The organism is Pontimonas salivibrio, from assembly GCF_002950575.1.
In the GTDB taxonomy this organism is placed as follows: domain Bacteria; phylum Actinomycetota; class Actinomycetes; order Actinomycetales; family Microbacteriaceae; genus Pontimonas; species Pontimonas salivibrio.
Genome location: NZ_CP026923.1, coordinates 1,593,522 through 1,615,041, shown reverse-complemented (window position 1 = coordinate 1,615,041; position 21,520 = coordinate 1,593,522). Strand labels below are relative to the sequence as shown.

Genomic DNA, 21,520 nt, shown 5'->3' with positions numbered 1-21,520 from the left:
CGGTGGTTGCTTCGCAGAGGCGTCTATTGTTCGGGCTTAGACAGTTGCAGTGCCCGTCCGCGAAGCACCCTCTCCCGAATGGTGAGACCCGCCCCAATTACTGTGCGCACCGGGCAGTAGAGGGGCCCCGGATAGCGCTTTGAAATGAAGCGCAGCGCGCTGTGATGGTGAGCCTGTTGCATCAGGTCGTGGCTACTTTTCGTGGAATGGCCACCCTGATGTACAGCGGTGGCGCCTGGGACATACAGGTTGGTGTAGCCGGCTTCGGAAAGCCTCCAGCCCAAGTCCACGTCTTCGAAAAACATGAAGTAGCCCTCGTCGAACCCTCCGATGGTGACAAAGGCTTCTCGTCGAAGTAGCAGGAACGACCCGGATAGCCAGCCCGATTCTCTGGTCTCATTTCCGCGGTAATCCCCGCGGTAGGCAACCGTCCACGGGTTTTCTGGCCATGCCACACCTAACAGCGCGTGGCCGATACCGACACCAAGAGTGGGCAGGGCCCGCGCGGAAGGATAAAGAGAACCGTCTTCGTTAGAAATCGCGGGACCCAGAGCCCCCACCTTGGGGTGGGAGTGGGCTTCGGTTAATAGCGCCTCGATCGTGTCCGGGGTGACCACAATGTCCGGATTACACACCACCACCCAGTCACAGTCTTCAGGCAGTGCTGCCACACCGATGTTCGCTCCGCTTCCATAGCCTGGGTTTTCAGGACGGTGAATCACCTCGAGTGAGGCTAACCACGGGGTGTCAGGTGGGGTGAGCACTGTGGGGGAGTTGTCGACAACGACCACGGCACCTGGAAGAACCGTTGAGTCCTTCAACGATTCAAGAAAAGTGTCCAACACATCACTGGACTGGTAGGTCACCACCACGAGCCCCAGAGTCATGACGTCGCCCCTGAACGGGGGTCGGCCGCGACAGCAAAGCCGGGGAAAACCTCTGGAAATGCTTCCTGGAGGGCCTCCTGCCACGGCCTCGGTGTCTCCAGACCCGCGTCATTCCAGGCATCGTGGCCCAACACTGACCATGCGGGTCGTGGCGCGGGTCTCACAAATGCATCAGAAGTGGTGGGCTTTATGCGCTCTGGATCGAGCCCCGCAAGGCGAAAGACTTCTTTCGCAAAATCATACCAACTGGTGCGCCCCGAATTGGTGCCGTGGAAAATTCCGGAGCGAATGTCTGAATCAATCAGGGTGCGAATCATCCGTGCTAAATCTCGAGACCAGGTCGGTTGGCCGACCTGGTCGGTCACGACACTCAACGTGTCGTGGGTTTTGGATAACTCCAGCATGGTTCCCGGGAAATGTGTGCCGTGTTTCCCATACAACCAGGCAGTGCGAATGATGAGGGATCCTTCCGGGTAAATCTTTTCGAGTGCTTCTTCGCCAGCAGCTTTCGTCCTGCCGTAGACCGATTGGGGGTTACGGGGAGTGCCCTCCGGGTAGGGGGTGGTGGCATTCCCGTCGAAGACGTAGTCGGTGGAGACGTGAATGAGCCGGGCGTGGTGGGTCGCACAGGCACGCGAAAGCGCAGCAGGTCCTTCTGCGTTAATCCGCATTGCCTCTTCGGGTTCTGCTTCCGCCTGGTCGACCTGGGTATACGCGGCAGCGTTCACGACAACGTCGTGCCCGGCGACTGCCTGGTTCACCGCATCCTGGTCGGTGATGTCCAGCTCTGCCCGGCTCATGGCGGTGAGGTCATAGTCGGCGAGGACAGACTGCAGGTCATGGCCCAACATGCCACCGGCTCCGGTGAGGAGAATGCGAGTCATCAAAGCTCCTGGTTCCCAGACGCTCTTAGAGTGCTGCGCGGGCTTTGAGGGGTTCCCACCAGCCGCGATTATCGCGATACCACTGGACGACGTCGGCGAGGCCTTCCTGGAAATCAACTTCGGGGGCGTAGCCGAGTTCACGAGAAATTTTGTCGATACTGACGCAGTAGCGACGGTCGTGTCCGAGCCGGTCTTCCACGTGGCTGATGAAGGAATCGTCTCGACCGGTGAGACCTAAGAGCATGTGAGTGAGTTCTTTATTGGTGAGCTCCGTGCCGCCACCAATGTTGTAGACCTCACCGCTGGTGCCTTTTTGGAGCACTAGAGCGATACCGCGGCAGTGGTCGTCCACGTGGAGCCAATCGCGCTGGTTGCCACCGTCGCCATAGAGCGGAACGGGGTGCCCGTCGAGAAGGTTGGTGACAAACAGCGGAATGACCTTTTCTGGAAAATGGTGGGGGCCGTAATTGTTGCTACACCGGGTCATCACGGTGTCTAAACCGTGGGTTTGGTGGTACGCGCGGACCATTAAATCTGATGCGGCCTTACTGGCCGCATACGGTGAATTGGGAAGCAGGGGTTCTTCCTCATCCCACTCACCCTCATCAATCGAGCCATACACTTCGTCGGTTGATACCTGCAGGAAACGGTCCGTGCCCAGCTGGCGCGCGGCTTCTAGAAGTTTCTGGGTACCGGCAACGTTGGTGTCCACGAAGATTCCTGCGTCAGACACGCTTCGATCGACGTGGCTTTCTGCCGCAAAGTGCACGATTGCGTCGTGGCCTGCCACATGCTCCAGCAGTGCGGGCATGTCCCTAATGTCGCCTTGGATGAAGCGAAAACGCGGGTGGTTGGCCACCGATTCGAGGTTGGTGAGCGTCCCGGAATAGGTCAGGGCATCAAAGACGGTGATTTCTGCTTCTTCTAGGCCGGGAAGTCGACCACCGAGGGCCATTCGCACAAAGTTTGACCCGATAAAGCCGGCACCACCGGTGACGAAAAGTTTCACGGTGGTACTCCTCAGGTCGGGAACGGGGCGTTCATTAACAGCGCCCCCAGTCTAGTTGCGGAGTTTCCAGGCAGTGTGTGGTGATGCTTTGTCGCCTACTTCCCCTTGCTGGTTGGCGAGTGCCCACGCAGTGATGGGCCAGAGCGTTGGTAGAGTTCGGGGGTGGAATTCGTTGCCCTGGGAATCGCCGGCGCGTTTGAAGTACGAAACGTTGTCCACGCTGACGACCGCGGCGAATTTGCCGAATGGTTTCGCTTCGATCACATCGAAGCGAACACCGGCTATCGCTTCCCGGTGAGGCAAGCCAATGTCTCTCGCTCATCCCGCGGTGTGGTGCGCGGTATTCACTACGCCGAGGTGCCACCGGGACAGGCGAAACTGGTGACCTGCATGACGGGTCGTATTCGAGATGTCGTGGTCGATATCCGCGTCGATTCGCCCACGTTCGGCCAGTGGGAAGCCATCGATGTTTCTGCTGCGGCGAGAAACGCCATGTTGTTGCCCTACGGGGTGGGGCATGCTTTTGTGGCCCTAGATGATGACACCACCGTGTGTTACCTGGTCTCCGACGTGTATACCCCGGATAAAGAAAACGGAATTTTCCCCCTCGATCCAGAAATCGGTATCGATTTCGGGATGCCTGCTGATCAACTGCTGCTCTCCCCGAAAGATCAGGATGCCCCCACACTGAGTGACGCTCACGCTGCGGGGTTGTTGCCCCACGTGAGCGCAAAGGAGCCGGTCAAATGAAAGGCATCATTCTCGCGGGTGGCTCTGGCACCAGGTTGTGGCCCATCACGAGGGGCATTTCGAAACAGCTGATGCCCATTTATGACAAGCCGATGATCTACTACCCGCTGTCCACGCTGATGATGGCCGGTATTGATGATGTTCTGGTGATTACCACCCCGGAATACAACCAGTCGTTTAAAGACCTCCTGGGTGACGGCAGCCAGTTGGGGATGACTATTTCTTACGCCGTTCAGGATGAGCCACGCGGCCTCGCCGAGGCGTTCATCATCGGCGAAGAATTCATCGGTTCAGATTCGGTTGCCCTCGTGTTGGGCGACAACATTTTCCACGGAACAGGCCTTGGCTCATCGCTTCGAGAAAATACCGACATTGAGGGCGGGTTGATTTTCGCCTCCCACGTGTCACATCCTGAGCGTTACGGTGTGGTCGATTTTGACGACCAGATGAAGGCACTCTCTATCGAGGAGAAGCCCGAAAAGCCGAAAAGCAATTTCGCCGTTCCGGGTCTGTATTTCTATGACAACGACGTCGTCGACATTGCGAAAACGATTGCCCCCAGTGCCAGGGGTGAACTAGAGATCACCACGATCAACGAGCACTATTTGGAGCGCGGTCGTCTCCAAGTTCAAGTACTCGACCGAGGCATTGCGTGGTTGGACACTGGAACGTTTGAATCGATGATGCAAGCCAGTGAATATGTGCGCGTCATTGAAGAGCGCCAAGGCCTCAAAATCGGCTGCATCGAAGAAATCGCGTGGCGGGCTGGTTGGATCACCACCGAGCAGCTGCGTGAACTGGCTGCCCCGCTTCGAAAGTCTGGTTACGGTCACTACCTCGAAGGCTTGGTGGATGGCTAAATCAGGCACCCCCCAACCGGTCAGTTGGACCAGGACCTATTTCCGCGATGTGTTCAACTCGGGTGAGTTGTTGTGGAATCTCACCCAGCGTGAAGTGCGCGGAAAATATAAGCGGACAGCTCTTGGCCAACTGTGGAGTTTGGCCAACCCCATCGCCGCCATCATCGTCTATACGTTCATTTTCTCCGTCGTGTTCCAAGTGCCCGCCCAAATTGGCGACCCGAGCGGTTTAGACAACTACGCGCTGTGGTTGGTCTGTGGGCTGTTGCCGTGGTTGTTTTTCCAGTCGACAATCACCCAAGGGGTGCGCTCCATTGTCGACAATTCGAGCCTCGTCCAGAAGGTGTATTTCCCGCGTCTGGTGCTACCACTGTCACTGACAGGTGCCGGAGTAGTGAACTGGAGTTTTGAAATGGTGGTGCTGGTCATTGCACTGTCCATTTTTGGAGCATTTGTGTTGCCGTGGCTGCCGATGGTTGCACTGTTTATGTTGGTGCTCGCCGTTTTTGCGGCCGGGTTGGCGATGATTTTGGCCATCGCGAATGTCTTCTTTCGGGACTTGGCGTACCTGTTGACCGTCATCTTGCAGTTTTGGTTCTATCTCACGCCAATTTTGTACCCAATCTCCTTGGTGGATAACCAATCTGAGCGCTGGGGTGGCCTACTGGGTACGCCTGTCACCCTGGCTGACGTTTACCGGCTAAACCCCATGGAGCCTTACGTGTCAATCTTTAGAGACTTGCTGTATCACAACACCTGGCCCGCCCCATCGGCAGTGATTGCCGCACTGTTGTGGGCGTTGGGTACTTTCGCCCTGGGTCTGTTCTACTTCACCAAAACGGAGAAAAGATTGGCGGAGCTGATATGAGCGAACCCGCCGTCATCGTCGACGATGTCTCCAAAAAATTCCGCCTCTACCATGAGCGAAACCAGACGCTAAAGTCTGCGGTCATGCGCGGGCGCACCTCCCGTCACGACGAATTTTGGGCGCTAAAAAACGTCAGCTTCGATGTGGCCGCCGGCCAGACCTACGGAATTATCGGCAGTAACGGATCCGGTAAGTCGACACTGTTGAAGTGTTTGGCGAAAATATATTGGCCCACCTCAGGATCCATCACCTACAACGGCAAAATGGCGTCCCTGTTAGAAGTGGGCTCCGGTTTTCACCTCGAGCTTTCGGGCCGGGAAAACATTTACCTGAACGGCTCCATTTTGGGGATGTCGAGAAAGGAAATCGAGTCGAAACTCGACTCGATTATTGATTTTTCTGGTGTGGAGCGTTTCATCGACCAACCGGTCAAAAACTACAGTTCGGGCATGTATGTCCGGCTGGGTTTCTCTGTCGCCATCCACGTCCAACCCGACATTTTGGTTGTTGACGAAGTGCTCTCCGTGGGTGATGAAGAATTTCAACAAAAAAGTTTCGCCAAATTCTTAGACCTCAAAAAAGAAGGCAAAACCATCATTTTGGTGAGCCACGCACTCGACGTCGTCGCCGATATTTGTGACCGGGTGTCCTGGATCGAAAAAGGTGTACTACAGACGTCCGGTGTTGGTGCTGACGTGGTCGCTGCTTACCGCGCTAACGCTGAAGACTGAGCCGCGACTACCGGCTCGTCGCCAACTGGACGGTCCTGGCTGTGGAGTCGAAGAGCCTGGTCGGAGGCCTTCGTGGCGTAGACCACGACAATCCACGCCACTGCCGCGAAAGCTATCGAGCCGATAAACCAGACCGACATGGGGGTGATGGCAGATTCTCGAAGACCAAACCACCACCATTCGCGGCCGGCGTTTAGATCAAAACCACGCTCGTCAAGACCCGTCGTGTAACGACGGATGTTGTGGTGGAGCGCCACCGAGTTGGCAATCGCGAGAGCTCCAGCAATCCACGCCCGCTGCGAGAACTTCTGGATGATCCCCGGTGTGCCCTCAGAGCGCAGAACAGCAACCCCTAAGAGGACGACCAGTAGTGGTAGTCCGTAGCGGGACTGGAATCCGGCACCGACCAGGAAACCTGCCTGCTGGAGGATAAACAGCGGATACACCCACATCATCGCAAGAATCACGAAAGTGACGGCGCGCACCCTCCACGTGGAGCCGGTAATGCCGAGGCCCAACAGGGCGATAAACACCCCAAAGGCAAGGAAAGCGACGAGTTGGGGCATGGGGGTGTCCAACCACCCGAGCGACCCCCACGGCCAAATTCCAAAAGCTCCCATCCACAGCCCGGGGACTTCGATGAAGTTGTGCCAGAGAAGCTGCCAGTCGAAGGGTTCACCATCCCCACCGACACCTTCAGTGAGAACCCCGATGGCACCGCCTTGAACGAACAACCACCCGACGGCGGCAAGAGCACCGACAGCGGGAATCCAGAGCCGCTTCACCAACTGCCTGAAGGGTGCATCGGTGACAAAAATCGCGAGACCGGCGGTGGCAATCGCAAAGAGTGTGGCGTCAGTCCTGGATGCGACTGCCAGCAACACGAAGACGAGGAACATTCCCCCCAAAATCCACTTGCGATAGTTCGTCGATTCCAAATACCCCAACAGCGCAATCCAGGCCGAGCCGACACCAATCAGCGACCACGAACTGGGGTTCGTTGACGGAATGATGAACATCCCCAAGGGGATGAGTGTCGCCATCCACGCCCACGCGAGCGGGCTTTTCAACCGAATCGGAAGTAACCACCACAAGAGCACGTTTAAGCCCACGAACAGTGTCGCGCCCACCATCCGCATGGTGAACACGCTGGTGTCCACATTGGTGTCAGCAAACTGGTTGTAGGTGAGGAAAAAACCGGTGGGGTAGTTCGCTTTCGATTCGACAATGTTGAGCCGGTTGGTCATCGTCTCACGGTCATCAGCGGTCGTCATTAGCGGCTGACAGGCAGCGCTCGCGGTCGGATCTTGGCTGAAACACCGTGCCTCAATCAACGCCGTGGGAACCATTTTTCGGTTGCGCCGCTCTTCCAAATCACACGGACTCCCAGGCTCGGCCGTGGTGCACCAGATCGATGCCAAATGGAAATCAGAGTCCGGTTCCGAACCGGAAGGTGAACTCATTGCCCAGGCGCCAAGGCTCACCACACCCAACACAAACACGAGGATCGCCCCAGCGAGCCTGCTGTGGCGAAGTGACGCCCACACAGAGCCGATACTCACTGCGGTGGGAACGGCTTTCCGCCTCGGCCCGGTGACCTCATCGGATGCGCCACTAGTCGACTCTTCTGGTGAATCTTTCTCTGTGCTGTTCACAGCGGCGTCCGGATTCGACACAGCGTCACTGCCAGAATTAGCGTCAGGGGTTGATTCGCCGTCAGGGTTCGAAACAGCGTCAGGGTTTGAAACAGAGTCAGCGTTGCGCTCGGTCACAGGGTGGTGTCCTTCCCACGTGGCTCCTGCCACACGATATTAAGAGCCTAGCTGGCCCAACACGTGAGTAATTCGAGGGGTCATGGTTGCTGCCAGGTAGTGCTCGCCCACGTGGGCGAGTGCCCGCTCGGCGACTCTGTTCCTGTCAGGAGTATCGGCGAGGGCCTCGAGCAGTACCTCTGACCACTGGGCGGCATCGGCAAGGTAGCCGTTGTCGCCGGGGGTGATGGTCTCGGTGAATACGGGCGCAGGGGAGGCGACCGTGGGGACGCCGACCGCTGCGGCTTCAAAATACTTGAGCTCTGATTTGGAGTGCGCGAAGACGTTGTGCTGGATGGGGGAGAGGTTCAGGGTTACTTCGGCAATGGCTCGCTGCAGGCCGAGGAAGTCCATGAACGGTAGGCGCTCAATGCGTGTGGAGAAATCTTCCAACGCGGCGGGAATATCTAAATACCCGGCGATGCGAAGCTTCGCCTGCGGGTAGGCCTCCAACACCGCTCGCAAGCCCTCTGTGGCGATCTGGTAGTCGCGGTTGTGTGATGCGCTGCCAGAGAAGTACCCAATGATCGGCGCTTCGGCGTCGGGCTGGAGAGCCTCACTGCGAAGGGTTTCGGAATAGTCCCACTGTTCGTGGTTTAAAAAGTTCGGCAGAACCCACACCGGGACATCAAAAGTGTCTTCTAGCTGGCCTTGAAGGAACGACGTGGTGGTGATGATGCCATCGACCAACTCGAGGCTTTCTCGGATGCGACCGACCACACCCACCCACTTTTCGATCCGGCCGTAACGGCTCAGACCCTGTTGAAGACTGGAGACCAGTAACGGGGTGGATTCGACATCGAAAATGTTGTCGTCTAGGTCATAGAGCACCGGGATGCCCCTGATCCGGGCCTGGCGCACCAACCGGTCGACGTGAGAGTCGTAGCGCACTCGCACCAAGACGAGAACATCTAAATGGTCGACCAGGTTGTCAATTGATTGCAGGTCGTAGAGAAAGAAATAGCCTGCGGAGAATTCTTCAGAGTGGCTGTTGAGTGCCTGGACCATGTTGTAGCAGCGGTAGCGGAAGGTGCCAGGCTCCGCCCGCTCATACACATACCCCACACGGGTGGTGCCCGCTTTCAGTTCCCGAAGCCGCTCCACCAGAGTCTTCTCCCACGGCATGGCGGCCAGCACCCTGTAGCCAGAAGTGCTCACGCACTGCCTCCCATGGCCGCCAACACTGACGCGGTCACATCTTCCCAACTCGTTGACGATGTCGTGGGTGTGGCCGCTCCTTGAAGGAGGGCACCAACAGCATCGACGACACCGTCAATGTCGCTTGCACTGGGGCTGCTGTGTGGGGTGGCATCTATGCAGGAGATGCCGTGGGCGCCCAATTCGTCGAGGAGAAGCGAGCCTTCTGTCCCTGCTCTGAGGACTACCGCTTTGTCCACGCTGCCAAGCGCTGTAGCCCACTGCTGTGGGGTGGAGGTGGGTTGTTGGCCGGCGAGCTGTGAGCCGAGCAGTGTCACGGGCGCGGTATCTAAACCGATGAACACCACCTCGACAGTGTCATCTGAAACCCCGCGGGCGAGACACTCGTCAATGACCTGGACGCTTCTGGACACGAGGCTTTCGGGTGAGGCCTGATCGACAATGACTCCCAGACGGGACCCGCCCTTTGTGCCCTCGGGGAGAGACATGAGCGCCGGAAGCGAATCGATTCGTGTCTGCTCACAGGCCAGATCCGATGCGTCTACTGCCCCACCGATCACGACGGTGCGTGTGTGGGGATCGGCTAAGGCTTGCTCGGCGAGGAGTCGAAGTTCGCCCGCGGCGAGACGCTGTGGTTCGTGAGCGCCGAGCACCCAGTGCAAGTGGCGTGCGGGAACAAGGCGAGCCAGGGAATGGTAACTACTGACCGAACTGGCCCACCAGTGTTCGCCTTCCAGGGTGTCAACATCGTCGGTGTGCCCGGGTTCGCGTCGGGCAATATCCAACAGCGGTCGCTTATCGGGCATGACGGCTTGTAGCGCCGCAGAGATATCTGCGGTGGGAATCGTGGTGCTTCGCACCACGATGCGAAGGCTCCAGCCGGCGGCGGAGGCAGTCTGAGCCGCCAGAGCTAATAGTGGGGTGTACCCCAGGCCAAGAAGCTTCGGGGTGTGGTCGTCGATGACGACGCTCAGCCTGGAGCCTGGTGTCCCCGGCACGGCAAAGATGGGCAGGGGGCTGAGTTCAGGGTGGAGCGATTCGCGCAAAATTGCCCCAGATTGGGTAGCCAAACGGCCCTCCTCTTTTCCGTGTAAGACGTAGTGCATGAGTGGGTTAGCGCCAGAGCCTCGGACATCCCGGTAGCGCTCCACGTAAAAACTCGTGTCAAAGCGTGGCGAGGGGTCCAAGCCTTGGTGCCAGCCTCGAATCAGGTAGTGCACAAGAGCTGATGGCCACAGCCTGGCCTCCACACTGTGTTGGCGATACCAACGTGAGTCAAAGAGTCCAGAGTCGTTAATGGCCTCTCGCAGGTGGAGAAAATTACCCAGCCTGGAGCGTGCCTGGCTGTTATCCATAGCGGAATCCTCCCACGGTGGGCAAGCCTGAGACCGTAGGGTAAGTATGGCAGGTCCCCCACCCTCGGCTGGAATGTGAGTATCTGATGACGAACCATCCCCTGGTGAGCGTCGTCTTAGTCAACTACAAAGGTGTCGATGACACCCTTGTGGCCATTGAGGGTCTTCGCGGTTTGGACTGGCCCAAAGACGCTCTCGAGATTGTGGTGGTCGATAACGCCTCTGGCGATGACTCGCTAGAAAAGCTCCGCCCCATCGCTGACTCGAGCGCTGATTCGAGCACCGATTTGAGTACCGGCTCGATCACCCTGGTGGAATCGGCTGAAAACCTCGGCTTTGCGGGTGGCTGCAACCTGGGTGTGAAAAACGCACAGGGCGACGTCGTCGCCTTTTTAAACAACGACGCCAAACCCGACCCCGGGTGGTTGACCCACGGCGTCGAAGCGCTTTATCGCACCCCCCAAGTGGGTGCGGTGGCGAGCCGCGTGTTGGACTGGGAAGGCAACACCATCGACTATGCCGGTGCCGGCCTCACCTGGTACGGGATGGGGTACCGGCCCCTGTCTGGCCACCCGGCGTCGAGAAAAAAAGAAGCCACTGCGGGTCCGGTGCTCTTTGGGACCGGCTCAGCCATGCTGGTGCGAAAAGACGTTTTTGATGCGTTGGGGGGCTTCGATGAGGACTTCTTTATGTTTTTCGAAGACGTCGACTTTGGTTGGCGGTTAAACCTCGCCGGGTGGGTGTACCAGTACGAACCCGAATCGTTGGTCTTTCACAAACACCACCAGTCAATGACGAACATCGGTAGCCACAAAGAAGAATTCCTGCTCGAGCGAAACGCTCTCGCCTGCCTCTACAAAAACCTGGGTGAAGAAAAACTTCGCACCGTGTTACCGGCGGCGATGATGATGTCGGCCAGGCGAGCCGTCACCAGGACCGGTGTGGACACCACGTCGTTTGATATTCGCCGCAGTGACCCCGAACCAGAAGCCGTGGACCCTCTCGCGTTGGTCCCGCTCTTTGCCACGGATCAGTTTCTGGAAATGCTGCCCGCACTCAAAGCCAAACGCCAACAGATTCAAGCCTCGCGGGTGGTCTCCGACAACTGGATGTGGAAGCTATTTGGCGAGCCGGAAGCACCCATGTCGACAGAGCCCGGGTACCTTCGTGGGTATGACCATTTGCAGGCGGCCTTCGACGTGGTGAGTGATCCCCCCACAACGAGTGTGCTGATCATCACCGGTGATCCACTCGGTCAAAAGCTTTCCGGCCCAGGAATTCGCGCCTGGCAGATGGCTAGAGCGCTCGCGCCCAGCCACGAAGTGACCCTGATGACCCTCACCGAACTGGGGGATGTCGAACACACCGGATTCGACGTCGTCCACGTCACACCAGGTGACAACAAAGCGTTTAGCCCCTGGGAAGCCTGGGCCGATGTGATCATCTTCCAAGGCCACGCCCTCGACCTTTTCGATGCCCTCCAGCGCAGTACCAAACGGCTCATTGTCGACATTTACGACCCGATGCATATCGAACAACTCGAACAGGCCAGACACCTCCCCGAAGACCAATGGTCGGCCCACGTCGCCGACGCCACACAATCCATCACCGACCAGCTCCGCCGGGGTGACTACTTCCTGTGTGCATCAGAGCGCCAGCGACATTTTTATTTGGGTCAACTGACCACACTGGGTCGGGTAAACCCCCAAAGCTACCGAGACGACCCCCACCTGGAGCGGCTCATCGGTGTCGTTCCGTTTGGAATTCCAGACGACGAACCCACACACGACGCCGACGTGTTGCGCGGTGTCGTGCCAGGAATCGAATCAGATGACCTGGTGCTGATTTGGAGTGGGGGACTTTACAACTGGTTCGACCCCCAAACACTGATACGCGCTGTTGCAGAACTCGCCCATAGGCAGCCGCGGGTGACACTGTTCTTCCAAGGCACCAAACACCCCCACCCTGGGGTTCCCGAAATGCCCATCGTCGAAGAGTCGAGAACACTCGCCAAGCAGTTAGGTGTGTTGGACAGCCACGTGTTTTTCAACGACTCCTGGGTGGACTACACCACAAGGCACAACTACCTCCTTGAGTCAGATGCGGGAGTATCCACACACCGCGCCCACCTTGAGACGACCTTCTCGTTTAGAACCCGAGTGTTGGATTACCTGTGGGCGAAGCGACCCATGGTGCTCACCGAGGGTGACCATTTCGCGGAACTGGTGCAAAGGGAACAGTTAGGCATTGTGGTTCCAGCCGATGACGCGACTGCGCTCGCTGACGCGCTGGAAAAAGTTCTCACGGATGAGGCGTTTCGGAAAAAAGCCATCAAGAACATCACTCGCGTTCGAGAGTCCTATCGCTGGCACCGTGTGCTCGAACCATTGCTTGGTTATGTTGCCGGTGTCGGTCACCCCGACGAGCCGGCCCCCGCACCGCGCGAAGGCACCATGCGTTTCTCCCCACTTCGACCCAGAAAAACTCGTTTTCGAGCTGGCGATATTGGCAGGGGCTTGCAGCGTCTGACCCGCGGGGAGTTCCGCCTCATCCTTCGGGCCATTAAACGCCGAATCGTGCCCCGATCGAGGTAACAAAGGTGTCTGACACCCCCACTACTGAGTCCCAGCGTTCTGATCACCTGAGTCTCGCTGTGGCGATGGCCACTTACAACGGTGAGCTTTTTATTCGCCAACAGGTGCAGAGCATTCTTGGCCAAAGCCGCTTGCCAGACGAAATAGTGATTTCCGACGATCACTCCACTGATGACACGGTGTCGATCGCCAAAGCCATGGTGGAGGGTCCCTGCAAGGCGGCTGGGATCACCCTCACCGTCGTGACACACGACCAGCCGGCAGGCGCTGCCGCCAATTTCGCCAACGCCCTGAAGCACACAACCGCTGATGTGGTCGCGCTGGCCGATCAGGATGACTGGTGGCTACCCCACAAATTAGAAACCCTGGCCGCCCATTTTGAGGCGCTACCTGACCTGTTGATGGTGCACTCTGATGCTGACCTAGTCGATGAGGAAGGCGAAAAAAAGGGTCTTCGGGTTCTCCAAAGCCTGCGGATGACGACGATGGAGCGAGTCCACCTGGTCTCTGGTCGGGGTATGAGGGCGCTGGTGCGAAGAAATCTTGTCACCGGGCAGACGGCACTGCTAAGACGCGACCTCATCGATCAGGCGGGTCCCATCCCGGAAGGCTACGTGCACGATGAGTGGTGGGCTCTGGTGGCGGCAAGCCAGGACGGGCTGTTGCTTGACCCGCGGGTCTTTCAGCATTATCGCCAACACGGTGGCAATGAAATTGGTGCCGAAAAGTCTGGTCTTGTGCGCCTACGCGAGCGATTTGGTGAACCCCAAAGTGCTTTTCGGGTACGCCATAAGACCAGGCACACAGGTCTCGCTGAATACCTCGAATCCCCGGCGTGGTCGGGAACACCGCAAGCCAAAAAGCTTCTGATGGGACGTATCGCCCACTATGCCTGGCAGGAAAGCCTTCCCGCTTCGCGGGGGGCGAGGCTACTACCCATCATCTGGCACTACCTCACGGGTGACTACCGCCGTTACCGCAGGGGCCTCTTTGACGCACTTCGGGACCTGTTTCAGCCTGGACAGTAGTTCAGACGTTGGGCGAAACACGCCTTCAATCCAAGGTTTAGGGTCTTATCGGCCTTACCGTGGCTTTCGTGAAGAGATTTGTGTTGTCTGCTGCTGGGCTCCTGCTCGGAGTGCTGGTCGCTGTGGGTGGCTACCCGCTTAGTGGCTTGAGCGCCCCGAGTGCTTACGCATCCGAGCCCACCCCGGATCTTCAACACGCAGCAACCAATGGCACGACCGTGGTGGGCGCTGACTCTGAGGGCACCCTGTGGTGGTCTGATGGTGACGGCGCTGATGGCACCTGGGTCGACTCCGGTGTGGCGCTTGGCAAAAATGGTGTGACGTCTCTGATGTGGACCGGTGAGCGTTTTATCGCGACATCGTTTTTCTCTTTTGCCAGAAGCGATGATGGTAAGGACTGGACCATTCGGGTGTTCCCTTTAGGGGAGGCGTTTGATCCGGGCGACATCATTTCGGATGAAGAGTTTTTCCAACGCGGCTCGATGAGTGCAGACGAAATTCAAGATTTTCTGGACAGCAAGATCTCCAACTGTCGTGACGACTATGTCTGTCTGAATGAATTCACAGAAGACACGTTCGATCGTGACCAAACGGCGCTCTGTCAGGCGTATGACGGCAAGGACGATGAAACCGCCGCGCAGATTTTGTACAAAGTGTCTGAAGCGTGTGGTGTCGCCGTCGAAGTACTCATCGTCTTGCTGCAAAAAGAAATGGGTCTTGTCACCCACACCTGGCCATCTAGTTGGCGCTTCGATAAAGCCACCGGGTATGCCTGCCCCGACACGGCACCCTGCGATGAGCGATACTTCGGCTTCTATAACCAGGTCTACAACGCCGCGAAACAGTTCAAACGCTACGCCAACCCTCCCGGCACCAGTCGCTTTTTCACCTGGTACCCGGTGGGCAAGCAGTCAAACGTGCGCTGGCACCCCCGCTCGTCTTGTGGCACCTCGCCGGTGACCATTAAAAACCAAGCGACCGCCGGTCTGTACTACTACACGCCCTATGCTCCCAACGACGCGGCCATGGTGAACCTCACCGGCACGGGTGATTCCTGCTCCAGTTATGGAAACCGCAACTTCTGGCGCCTCTACAACTACTGGTTCAACCCCACCAAAGAATTTGGTACGTACATCACCAGCTATGACGACGCTTTGCTTGCCGTTGATGGAGATGGCTACCTCGCCCGCTCCACCGACGGGGTGAACTGGTTGCGGGTCGGTCGTGTGCCCGATGTGGGTGGTGCGAACCGGATTGCCCAGTTTGGCCAGACCGATGAGGGTCGCCTCGCGGTGTTGACCGCCAAAGGCGAGGCGTTCCACACCGACGACATGGACGACTGGGATTCCTTGGAAATTGTTCAAACCAGCGCGCCACAAACTTTTGTGACCAATCACACGGTCGCCTCGGGTGACACGGTGTGGGCAATTGCTAGCCGTAATGGTGTCAGTGTCAGCAAAGTGGTGGAAGAAAATAACCTGCCCGGTGATGGGTCTTTCATCCGAATCGGTCAGCAACTGACCATCACCAAAACCGGTGAGGTTCCCCAGTTTGAAAGCCCCATCGAGCCCCACGCCTCACACGTCTCGCTTTCCTCACTGGGAATAGAGGATCAGGCGGCCACAACAGTGAGTGACGATTCCGGTGATTCAAGCGAGGACTCCAGCTCGGAAGACACGAGCTCGGAAGACACGAGCTCTGACGATTCTGGTTCTGAAGAATCCAGCGAGGAGAGCTCGTCGAGCGCGAACCGCGTGTTGCAGCCTCTCGTTACTCAGCAGGGGGACGCGGACAAAGTGTATGTGGTCAAACGCGGTGACACGTTGATTCGAATTGCTTATCGAAACGGCACGACCGTGTCGAAACTTCGGGATGACAACAACATTCGAAACGTCAACTTCATTGTTATCGGCCAACGCCTCATTGTTGGATCGGACTCCCAGGAGCAAAAATTCCACAAGGTGGAAGCAGGCGACACGGTGTCGTTGATTGCTGAGCTGCGGGACGTGTCAACCACGACAATCCTCGCGTTGAACTCTGACCTGCAAAGCAATTCCACCCTCGACGTGGGCTCCCTCGTTCGAGTCGAGTAGGCAGCAGCGAATCAGACGACGTTGGCCCTCGGAGGGGTCAACGTGTGGGTCCTATCGGGTTGAGGTTTTTTCGTCCATTTCGGCCCGCAGCAGAGCAATTTCGCGGGCCAGGTCAGTGTTGGTTTTATCCATGGAGAGCATTCGTCGATATTGGTGAACGATGTAAAACATCATTGCGACGATGAACAAATACAGCAGCAGGTCGGAGCCTTCTTTCACACCCAGTAGTGACGCGGTGGTGAACAGGAGGTCGGGAACAATGACCAAGATTGCCCCACTGATGAGGGCGAGAATTAACACTAAGCGACGCACTGCTTGGGTCTTGGCACTCGGTTTGGATTTCAGCAGGTAAAAGCTGATGAGGATCAGGGCGATGAGCAGTAACCACTGTGAAGGCATGAGGGGTTCCTCTTCTAGCGGACAATCAGGTCGAAAAGAATGTTGATGGAGTTCAGAAGCGACTGGCCTTTGCGCTTCGAGTACTCGGTGTAGAGGACCTCGACCGGGTATTCCTTCCACTTCATTTTGGTTTTTGCGAGCTGGTGGACAATTTCTGTGGCATGGCTCATCCGGTCTTGGATGAGGTTGACGTGTTCCAGGGCGTCAGCCCTGATCACTCGCAAGCCATTGTGGGCGTCGGTGAGTTGCAGGCCCGTGACCACCCTGGTGATGAGGACAGCAACTTTTAGCACCACTTTTTTGGCAAAGCCCGGTTTGGTGCGCTTGTCAAGAAAACGTGACCCAAACACAATGGCGAGGTCTTTTCGCCTCGCAAAAGCCAACATGTCGACCACATCAGCTACTCGGTGTTGGCCGTCACCGTCAAAAGTGATCAGGTAGTCCATGTCGCCCTTGTTGCGCGCCCAGGTGATCCCCGTCTGTAGGGCAGCACCCTGACCCAGGTTCATGGGGTGGGAAATCACTATGGCGCCCGCCTTGCGGGCAATATCAGGGCCGTCATCGTGGGAGCCGTCATCGATGCAGACCACTCGGTCAAAGTGTTCCCGCAATTCGGTGACGACACCGTCAATGACCGATGCCTCATTGAACAGGGGGACGACAACAACACAGCGCGGCTCTGTGAGCGCGGGCTGTGATCCAGTCCTACCGGTGGGCACGCGCCTATTCTCCCAGAAACCCTGGTGTTGGGGGGATTAGCTGACTTAGACGGCTCGTCGAAGTTTTTGGCGGGGGCCTTCTTCTGATTCGTAGACGCGTTTGATGCCATCACCGAGGGCCGATTCGATGACCCGAACGTCACGCACGAGGCGGGTGAGACCGGTGGGCTCCAAGGAGGCACCGTGATCTGTTCCCCACATCGCGCGATCGAGCGTGATGTGACGCTCGAGGGCGTTCGCCCCTAACCCGACGGCAGCAAGTGAGACCTGAAGGCCCGTTTCGTGACCCGAATAGCCCACCGGGACACCGAAGCGTTCACGCAGTGTGTGAATCATGCGGAGGTTCGCTTCCGCCGGGTCCAGAGGATAGGTGGAGGTGGCGTGCATCAACACCAAATTGTCTGTTCCGAGAGTTTCCACCGCGGTGTCAATCTCGTCCATGGTCGACATTCCTGTGGAAAGGATCAGCGGTTTACCGGTTGCTTTGAGTGCTTCGAGTAGCGGAATGTCGGTGACGGAGGCGCTGGCAATTTTGTGGGCAATGACGTTGTGTCGTTCAAGAAACTCCACGGAGGGGACATCCCACGGTGAGGCGAACCAGTCAAGGCCCTTTTCTTTGCTGTAGCGGGCAATTTCGGTGTATTCATCGTCACCAAATTCCACGCGGTGTTTATATTCCAGGTACGTCATGGTGCCCCAGGGGGTTTCCCGTTGGACGTTCTTCTGCGCTTCGGGTGTGGAAATGTCGGGAGTGCGTTTTTGGAATTTGACCGCTTGGCAGTCAGACACAGCGGCAACGTCAATAAGTTTTTTTGCCACGTCAATGTCGCCATTGTGGTTAATGCCAATTTCAGCAATGACATAGCTGGGGTGGCCGGGACCCACCATGTGGTTCCCAATTGCTACCGCTTTTTCACTCATGACCACCCTCATCTTCTCTTTAGGATCAAATCAGCTAATTCTCGCACGGCTCCACGTCCGCCGTGTGACTCCAGGACCAGCCGAGCGAGCGGTTTCACGTCGGGGTGCGCATCCCCGGTGACCACCGGCCACCCGACCACGCCCAATGCGGGTGCGTCATTGACGTCATTGCCGAGGTAGGCGACGCGTTGTAAATCAATGTCGTGTGTTTTTGCCCACTGGGTGAGCGCAGTGGCTTTGTCGTCTTGTCCTTGCAGGACGTCGACTCCCAATTTTTTGGCCCGTGTAGTGACCACAGGGTTTTTTTCTGTAGAGAGAATCAGTAGAGGAATTTCGGCTTTCTTCAGAAGAGTGATTCCATAGCCGTCTCGGCGACTCACCCGCACACTCTCCACACCGTCTTGTGTGACGAAGACGTGGTCGTCGGTGTGAACACCGTCAAAATCGAACACGACAGCGTCGATGGGTCCAACGCGGGTGGTGGATTCGCCTGACATGGCTAATTCACGGGCGAGTTGTAGGTCCTCCTGGGTGTCAATTTCGAGAGATTCCCGCCGACCCACTTCGACGCAACCAATTCGGCCGTGAAAACGAGAGCCCGCTGTGCGGATGCCCTGTGCCCGGAAAAGGTAAAACGCTCCCGTTTCGATGACCCGGTGGGGCAAATCTTGACGTCGGGGTCTGGAGCTTGCTTCGTGACCTACGGGGACAAATTCCCCACCGCGCTCTTCCCAACGAAAACCGTGATCTTCTGTCGCCGAAAACACTGCGTCGAACCGACCCGATTTCATCATCGTGATCGCCTCATCCAAATCCTTCGGGTCAATAAAAGGGCTCGTGGCCTGGATGAACACGACAACGTCGGCATCGGGAATTGATTCGAGGGCGTGGAGGACAGCAGATTCGCTGCTGGCTTCATCACCCGAGATCTCTGGTGGCCGATTGATCACTGTGGCGCCATTGGATTGCGCGACAGACGCAATGCGTTCCGTGTCAGTCGACACGAAGACCCGGTCGATGCCTCTTGTCGCTAGCGCGCTTCTTATGGCTCTCGCGACAAGTGGCACCCCGTAGACAGGCTGCAGGTTTTTATCGGGAATCCCTTTTGAGCCGCCCCGGGCGGGAATGATGGCGACTGTGCTCACTCGCTAAGACTACCCGCACCACTGTGCTGTGCCCCGAAAATCGCCCTGCCAGCCTGGCCGGGTGAGAGGGACTGGCCGGGCTAGGCTAAATCATCATGAGCCTGACCGGTGTGGCTCCCTGGCTTTCAGCCAATCTGGGGCCTGTTCTACAGACCCGACTTCCTTTGGGTGCGCTATTGCACGCCCAGTGGAAAGGCGGTGTTTTTGGCCGCTACGACGTCCTCCTTCGAAGCCTTGTGGCTCAGCAACTCCTGCGGGATAAACCCCCCACACGCGCCACCAAAGAAACCTCCTGGTACCACACCATGCAATCACTGCGGGCCAATAAAGACACCTTGGTGGCCTTTAAAGACCTAGCCCGAGCGGTCAAGGACGTCGGGTTGGATCCCGATTTTCCGATCGGGATTTCACCCCGAGGCAGCCTGCTGGATGGTGCCCACCGTTTCGCCATCGCCCTAGCGCGCAACGAAGCGACGATTGCTATTGATGTGCGCATGTCGAAAAGGCTTCGGCCCTTCGAGCGGCGCTGGTTTGTCGACGCGGGCTTGCCCGAGCAGGCCCTCTTGGCAATGGACGCCGAGCTTGACCGGGCGATGGCCCACACCGGGGTCGACACCATTGTGGTCACGCCCAGTACTTCCCAACCCACCCGCTCATGGTTGGCACCACTGCTTCCCGCGGGCATGAAAGTGGTTCGAGAATGGTCAGTGTCGCTACCCCAAGCCGAGGTGAGCGAATTGGAGCGCATCATGCGCGACATTCCGTGGCACGAAAAGGCCAGTAAACGCCAACCGGCCAGGACAGAGCTTCGTGAAGGTTCACTCGAGGTGGTGCGGTTGCGCTTAGCGCACCACCAGCTGGAGCGTATTAAGAAGACCTCGACTGCCAGGGACATCGTCGCGGCCGAGTTTGAACAATCCCTTCGAGACGCCATCGGTCGAGTGGCCGTGGTGGGCCAGACCTACCAGCACAACCGTGGTGCGCTTAATCTTCTCAGCCGACACGGCTGGCACCATCAGGCGGGGACCACATGGCAATAGCGAAACTGAGCCGAACCCTCGCCCACTACCCGTGGGGAGGAAGCGGCGCCATTTCGGAGCTTTTCGGGTGGAGCGCCTCAGACAAACCCGAAGCCGAATGGTGGCTGGGTGTCCACCCGGTGCGCCCCAGCACCCTGGCTGCTGACGGGGGGCCATTGGCGCAGTGGTTGCAGCGCTACGACGCGCGTTCCGATTTGCCCTATCTGTTCAAAGTCTTAGCCCCCACCATGCCGCTGTCACTGCAGGTGCACCCCAGCACCGAGCAGGCCCACGAAGGCTACGACCGTGAAGTTCAACAGGGGGTCTCACTTGATGCCAGTAACCGGTTATTCAAAGACCGTTTCGCAAAACCGGAACTCGTTGTCGCCTTAGAGGGAGGCTTCCACGCCTTAGCGGGTGTGCGCCCTGTGACCCAGACGATTGACGCACTCACTGAGCTTCGAGGCAGAAGCGATGCGCCCGCCGTCGATGACTACATTTCTCGCCTCGAGCAGGACGGTATTGCGCAGACACTGGGGTGGTTGTTGCGTGGCGGCGAAGATGTTCTGGAGTTGGTGGGTCAATTGGGTCAACTCGCTGAAGCACCAGTTACCCAAGGTGACCGTGCAGAGGGCATGACAGGACACAACCCTGTACGCCTCGCGACCGACACCATCTTGCGCTTGCAGAAACATTTCCCCGGGGACGCGGGAATCGCCGTGGCCATGTTGCTCCACCGGGTAGACCTCGACCCCGGCGAGGCACTGTTTGTTGATGCGGGAGTCCCGCACGCTTACCTCGAGGGCTACGCCGTGGAATTAATGGCCCCCAGTGACAATGTCCTCCGCGGTGGTCTCACCACAAAACACGTCGATGTGGAGGCGTTTTTAGACGTGGTCGTCTTGCAGCCAGGCGATGCGCCACGCCTGACCCCAGAGGTGGATGATTCCGGGGTGAGTACTTATCGACCGGCCGGTCACGGTTTTCAGTTGTCCAGGTTGCACGGCAGTGGGCTTCAAGAGCGCATTACGCTAAGCGGCCCCAGCATCGTCTTATGCACTGCGGGAAGTTGGCAGGTGCGTGGACCCCGTGGATCGATTACCGCGAGCCGCGGTGAAGCCTGGGCGGTCAGCCAATCAGAATCACCGCTCACTTTGGAAGGATCAGGTGAACTGTGGTGGGCCAGTCCCAGTGAGGTCCGACAGCAGGTCTCACAGCAGGTGCCACAGTAGGAGCACCGTACACGTCGGCCTTAGTCGACCACTGCTGATTCCGGTGTTTACCGCGCG

19 protein-coding genes are annotated in these 21,520 nt (G+C 57.8%); 9 read left to right on the top strand and 10 right to left on the bottom strand.

The features are described from left to right. Positions 1-23: 23 nt before the first annotated feature. Genes C3B54_RS08040 through rfbB form a run of 3 tightly spaced genes read right to left on the bottom strand, consistent with a single transcriptional unit; the run spans position 24 to position 2,780 of the window. Complete coding sequence (locus C3B54_RS08040; protein ID WP_104914034.1) at positions 24-887, bottom strand: glycosyltransferase family 2 protein; 864 nt, start codon at positions 885-887, stop codon at positions 24-26. Beyond that, positions 884-1,771 carry a dTDP-4-dehydrorhamnose reductase gene (gene rfbD / locus C3B54_RS08035; RefSeq protein WP_104914033.1) on the bottom strand — a complete coding sequence of 296 codons (888 nt, stop codon included), beginning with the start codon at positions 1,769-1,771 and terminating at the stop codon, positions 884-886. Before rfbD ends, C3B54_RS08040 begins: the two co-directional genes overlap by 4 nt. Positions 1,772-1,796: 25 nt before the next feature. Further along, the gene (rfbB, locus tag C3B54_RS08030; RefSeq protein ID WP_104914032.1) at positions 1,797-2,780 is read right to left on the bottom strand and encodes a dTDP-glucose 4,6-dehydratase; all 984 of its coding nucleotides are present in this window, start codon (positions 2,778-2,780) and stop codon (positions 1,797-1,799) included. A 162-nt stretch (positions 2,781-2,942) separates the two neighbouring features. Between rfbB and C3B54_RS08025 the strand changes: the two genes are divergently transcribed. From C3B54_RS08025 to C3B54_RS08010, 4 genes are read left to right on the top strand one after another with little or no spacing between them, the layout of a single operon-like run. Continuing rightward, positions 2,943-3,530, top strand: coding sequence for a dTDP-4-dehydrorhamnose 3,5-epimerase family protein (locus C3B54_RS08025; protein ID WP_104914031.1), 588 nt, complete (start codon positions 2,943-2,945; stop codon positions 3,528-3,530). Beyond that, entirely contained in the window at positions 3,527-4,390 is an 864-nt protein-coding gene (gene rfbA / locus C3B54_RS08020) for a glucose-1-phosphate thymidylyltransferase RfbA (RefSeq protein WP_104914030.1), read from the top strand. The genes C3B54_RS08025 and rfbA overlap by 4 nt, the downstream gene beginning before the upstream one ends. Continuing rightward, a complete protein-coding gene (locus C3B54_RS08015) occupies positions 4,383-5,258 on the top strand; it encodes an ABC transporter permease (protein ID WP_104914029.1) in 876 nt (291 codons plus the stop codon). The genes rfbA and C3B54_RS08015 overlap by 8 nt, the downstream gene beginning before the upstream one ends. Then, the gene (locus C3B54_RS08010) at positions 5,255-5,989 is read left to right on the top strand and encodes an ABC transporter ATP-binding protein (RefSeq protein ID WP_104914028.1); all 735 of its coding nucleotides are present in this window, start codon (positions 5,255-5,257) and stop codon (positions 5,987-5,989) included. Before C3B54_RS08015 ends, C3B54_RS08010 begins: the two co-directional genes overlap by 4 nt. Here C3B54_RS08010 and C3B54_RS08005 read toward each other — a convergent pair. The 3 genes from C3B54_RS08005 to C3B54_RS07995 are packed head-to-tail and all read right to left on the bottom strand — an operon-like array spanning position 5,965 to position 10,313. Continuing rightward, positions 5,965-7,761, bottom strand: a complete 1,797-nt coding sequence (locus C3B54_RS08005) for a DUF2142 domain-containing protein (RefSeq protein ID WP_104914027.1) — start codon at positions 7,759-7,761, stop codon at positions 5,965-5,967. The two genes, C3B54_RS08010 and C3B54_RS08005, sit on opposite strands and share 25 nt — an antisense overlap. A gap of 39 nt (positions 7,762-7,800) precedes the next feature. Beyond that, the gene (locus C3B54_RS08000; RefSeq protein WP_104914026.1) at positions 7,801-8,958 is read right to left on the bottom strand and encodes a glycosyltransferase family 4 protein; all 1,158 of its coding nucleotides are present in this window, start codon (positions 8,956-8,958) and stop codon (positions 7,801-7,803) included. After that, positions 8,955-10,313, bottom strand: coding sequence for a hypothetical protein (locus C3B54_RS07995; RefSeq protein WP_104914025.1), 1,359 nt, complete (start codon positions 10,311-10,313; stop codon positions 8,955-8,957). Before C3B54_RS07995 ends, C3B54_RS08000 begins: the two co-directional genes overlap by 4 nt. An 86-nt stretch (positions 10,314-10,399) precedes the next feature. Between C3B54_RS07995 and C3B54_RS07990 the strand changes: the two genes are divergently transcribed. From C3B54_RS07990 to C3B54_RS07980, 3 genes are all read left to right on the top strand, one after another. After that, a complete protein-coding gene (locus C3B54_RS07990) occupies positions 10,400-12,907 on the top strand; it encodes a glycosyltransferase (RefSeq protein WP_104914024.1) in 2,508 nt (835 codons plus the stop codon). Between the two features lie 5 nt (positions 12,908-12,912). Continuing rightward, positions 12,913-13,935 (top strand): glycosyltransferase, encoded by a 1,023-nt coding sequence (locus C3B54_RS07985; protein WP_158665608.1) that lies wholly within the window; start codon positions 12,913-12,915, stop codon positions 13,933-13,935. Between the two features lie 68 nt (positions 13,936-14,003). Continuing rightward, the gene (locus tag C3B54_RS07980) at positions 14,004-16,028 is read left to right on the top strand and encodes a LysM peptidoglycan-binding domain-containing protein (protein WP_158665607.1); all 2,025 of its coding nucleotides are present in this window, start codon (positions 14,004-14,006) and stop codon (positions 16,026-16,028) included. 51 nt (positions 16,029-16,079) lie between these two features. Here the strand turns inward: C3B54_RS07980 and C3B54_RS07975 are convergent, their stop codons facing one another. Genes C3B54_RS07975 through C3B54_RS07960 form a run of 4 tightly spaced genes read right to left on the bottom strand, consistent with a single transcriptional unit; the run spans position 16,080 to position 19,212 of the window. Continuing rightward, the gene (locus C3B54_RS07975; RefSeq protein ID WP_104914021.1) at positions 16,080-16,427 is read right to left on the bottom strand and encodes a DUF2304 domain-containing protein; all 348 of its coding nucleotides are present in this window, start codon (positions 16,425-16,427) and stop codon (positions 16,080-16,082) included. A gap of 14 nt (positions 16,428-16,441) precedes the next feature. Beyond that, a complete protein-coding gene (locus C3B54_RS07970) occupies positions 16,442-17,146 on the bottom strand; it encodes a glycosyltransferase family 2 protein (protein WP_104914020.1) in 705 nt (234 codons plus the stop codon). A 45-nt stretch (positions 17,147-17,191) separates the two neighbouring features. Continuing rightward, on the bottom strand, positions 17,192-18,067 hold the full coding sequence (locus C3B54_RS07965; protein ID WP_104914354.1) for an N-acetylneuraminate synthase family protein: 876 nt from the start codon (positions 18,065-18,067) through the stop codon (positions 17,192-17,194). 8 nt (positions 18,068-18,075) lie between these two features. Further along, positions 18,076-19,212: an acylneuraminate cytidylyltransferase gene (locus tag C3B54_RS07960; RefSeq protein WP_104914019.1), complete on the bottom strand. Its 1,137-nt coding sequence runs from the start codon at positions 19,210-19,212 to the stop codon at positions 18,076-18,078. 95 nt (positions 19,213-19,307) lie between these two features. On the opposite strand from C3B54_RS07960, the gene C3B54_RS07955 reads away from it, so the two are divergent. Both C3B54_RS07955 and manA read left to right on the top strand, forming a co-directional pair. Then, on the top strand, positions 19,308-20,252 hold the full coding sequence (locus tag C3B54_RS07955; protein WP_104914018.1) for a hypothetical protein: 945 nt from the start codon (positions 19,308-19,310) through the stop codon (positions 20,250-20,252). Further along, positions 20,243-21,463, top strand: a complete 1,221-nt coding sequence (gene manA, locus C3B54_RS07950) for a mannose-6-phosphate isomerase, class I (protein WP_104914017.1) — start codon at positions 20,243-20,245, stop codon at positions 21,461-21,463. The genes C3B54_RS07955 and manA overlap by 10 nt, the downstream gene beginning before the upstream one ends. Positions 21,464-21,520: the final 57 nt, after the last annotated feature.

Coding starts and splice junctions, on each gene's coding strand:
- C3B54_RS08010 (WP_104914028.1), top strand. CDS start 5,255: ATGAGCGAACCCGCCGTCATCGTCGACGATGTCTCCAAAAAATTCCGC.
- manA (WP_104914017.1), top strand. CDS start 20,243: ATGGCAATAGCGAAACTGAGCCGAACCCTCGCCCACTACCCGTGGGGA.
- rfbD (WP_104914033.1), bottom strand. CDS start 1,771: ATGACTCGCATTCTCCTCACCGGAGCCGGTGGCATGTTGGGCCATGAC.
- C3B54_RS07995 (WP_104914025.1), bottom strand. CDS start 10,313: ATGGATAACAGCCAGGCACGCTCCAGGCTGGGTAATTTTCTCCACCTG.
- C3B54_RS08015 (WP_104914029.1), top strand. CDS start 4,383: ATGGCTAAATCAGGCACCCCCCAACCGGTCAGTTGGACCAGGACCTAT.
- C3B54_RS07975 (WP_104914021.1), bottom strand. CDS start 16,427: ATGCCTTCACAGTGGTTACTGCTCATCGCCCTGATCCTCATCAGCTTT.
- C3B54_RS07955 (WP_104914018.1), top strand. CDS start 19,308: ATGAGCCTGACCGGTGTGGCTCCCTGGCTTTCAGCCAATCTGGGGCCT.
- C3B54_RS07965 (WP_104914354.1), bottom strand. CDS start 18,067: ATGAGTGAAAAAGCGGTAGCAATTGGGAACCACATGGTGGGTCCCGGC.
- C3B54_RS08040 (WP_104914034.1), bottom strand. CDS start 887: ATGACTCTGGGGCTCGTGGTGGTGACCTACCAGTCCAGTGATGTGTTG.
- rfbA (WP_104914030.1), top strand. CDS start 3,527: ATGAAAGGCATCATTCTCGCGGGTGGCTCTGGCACCAGGTTGTGGCCC.
- C3B54_RS07990 (WP_104914024.1), top strand. CDS start 10,400: ATGACGAACCATCCCCTGGTGAGCGTCGTCTTAGTCAACTACAAAGGT.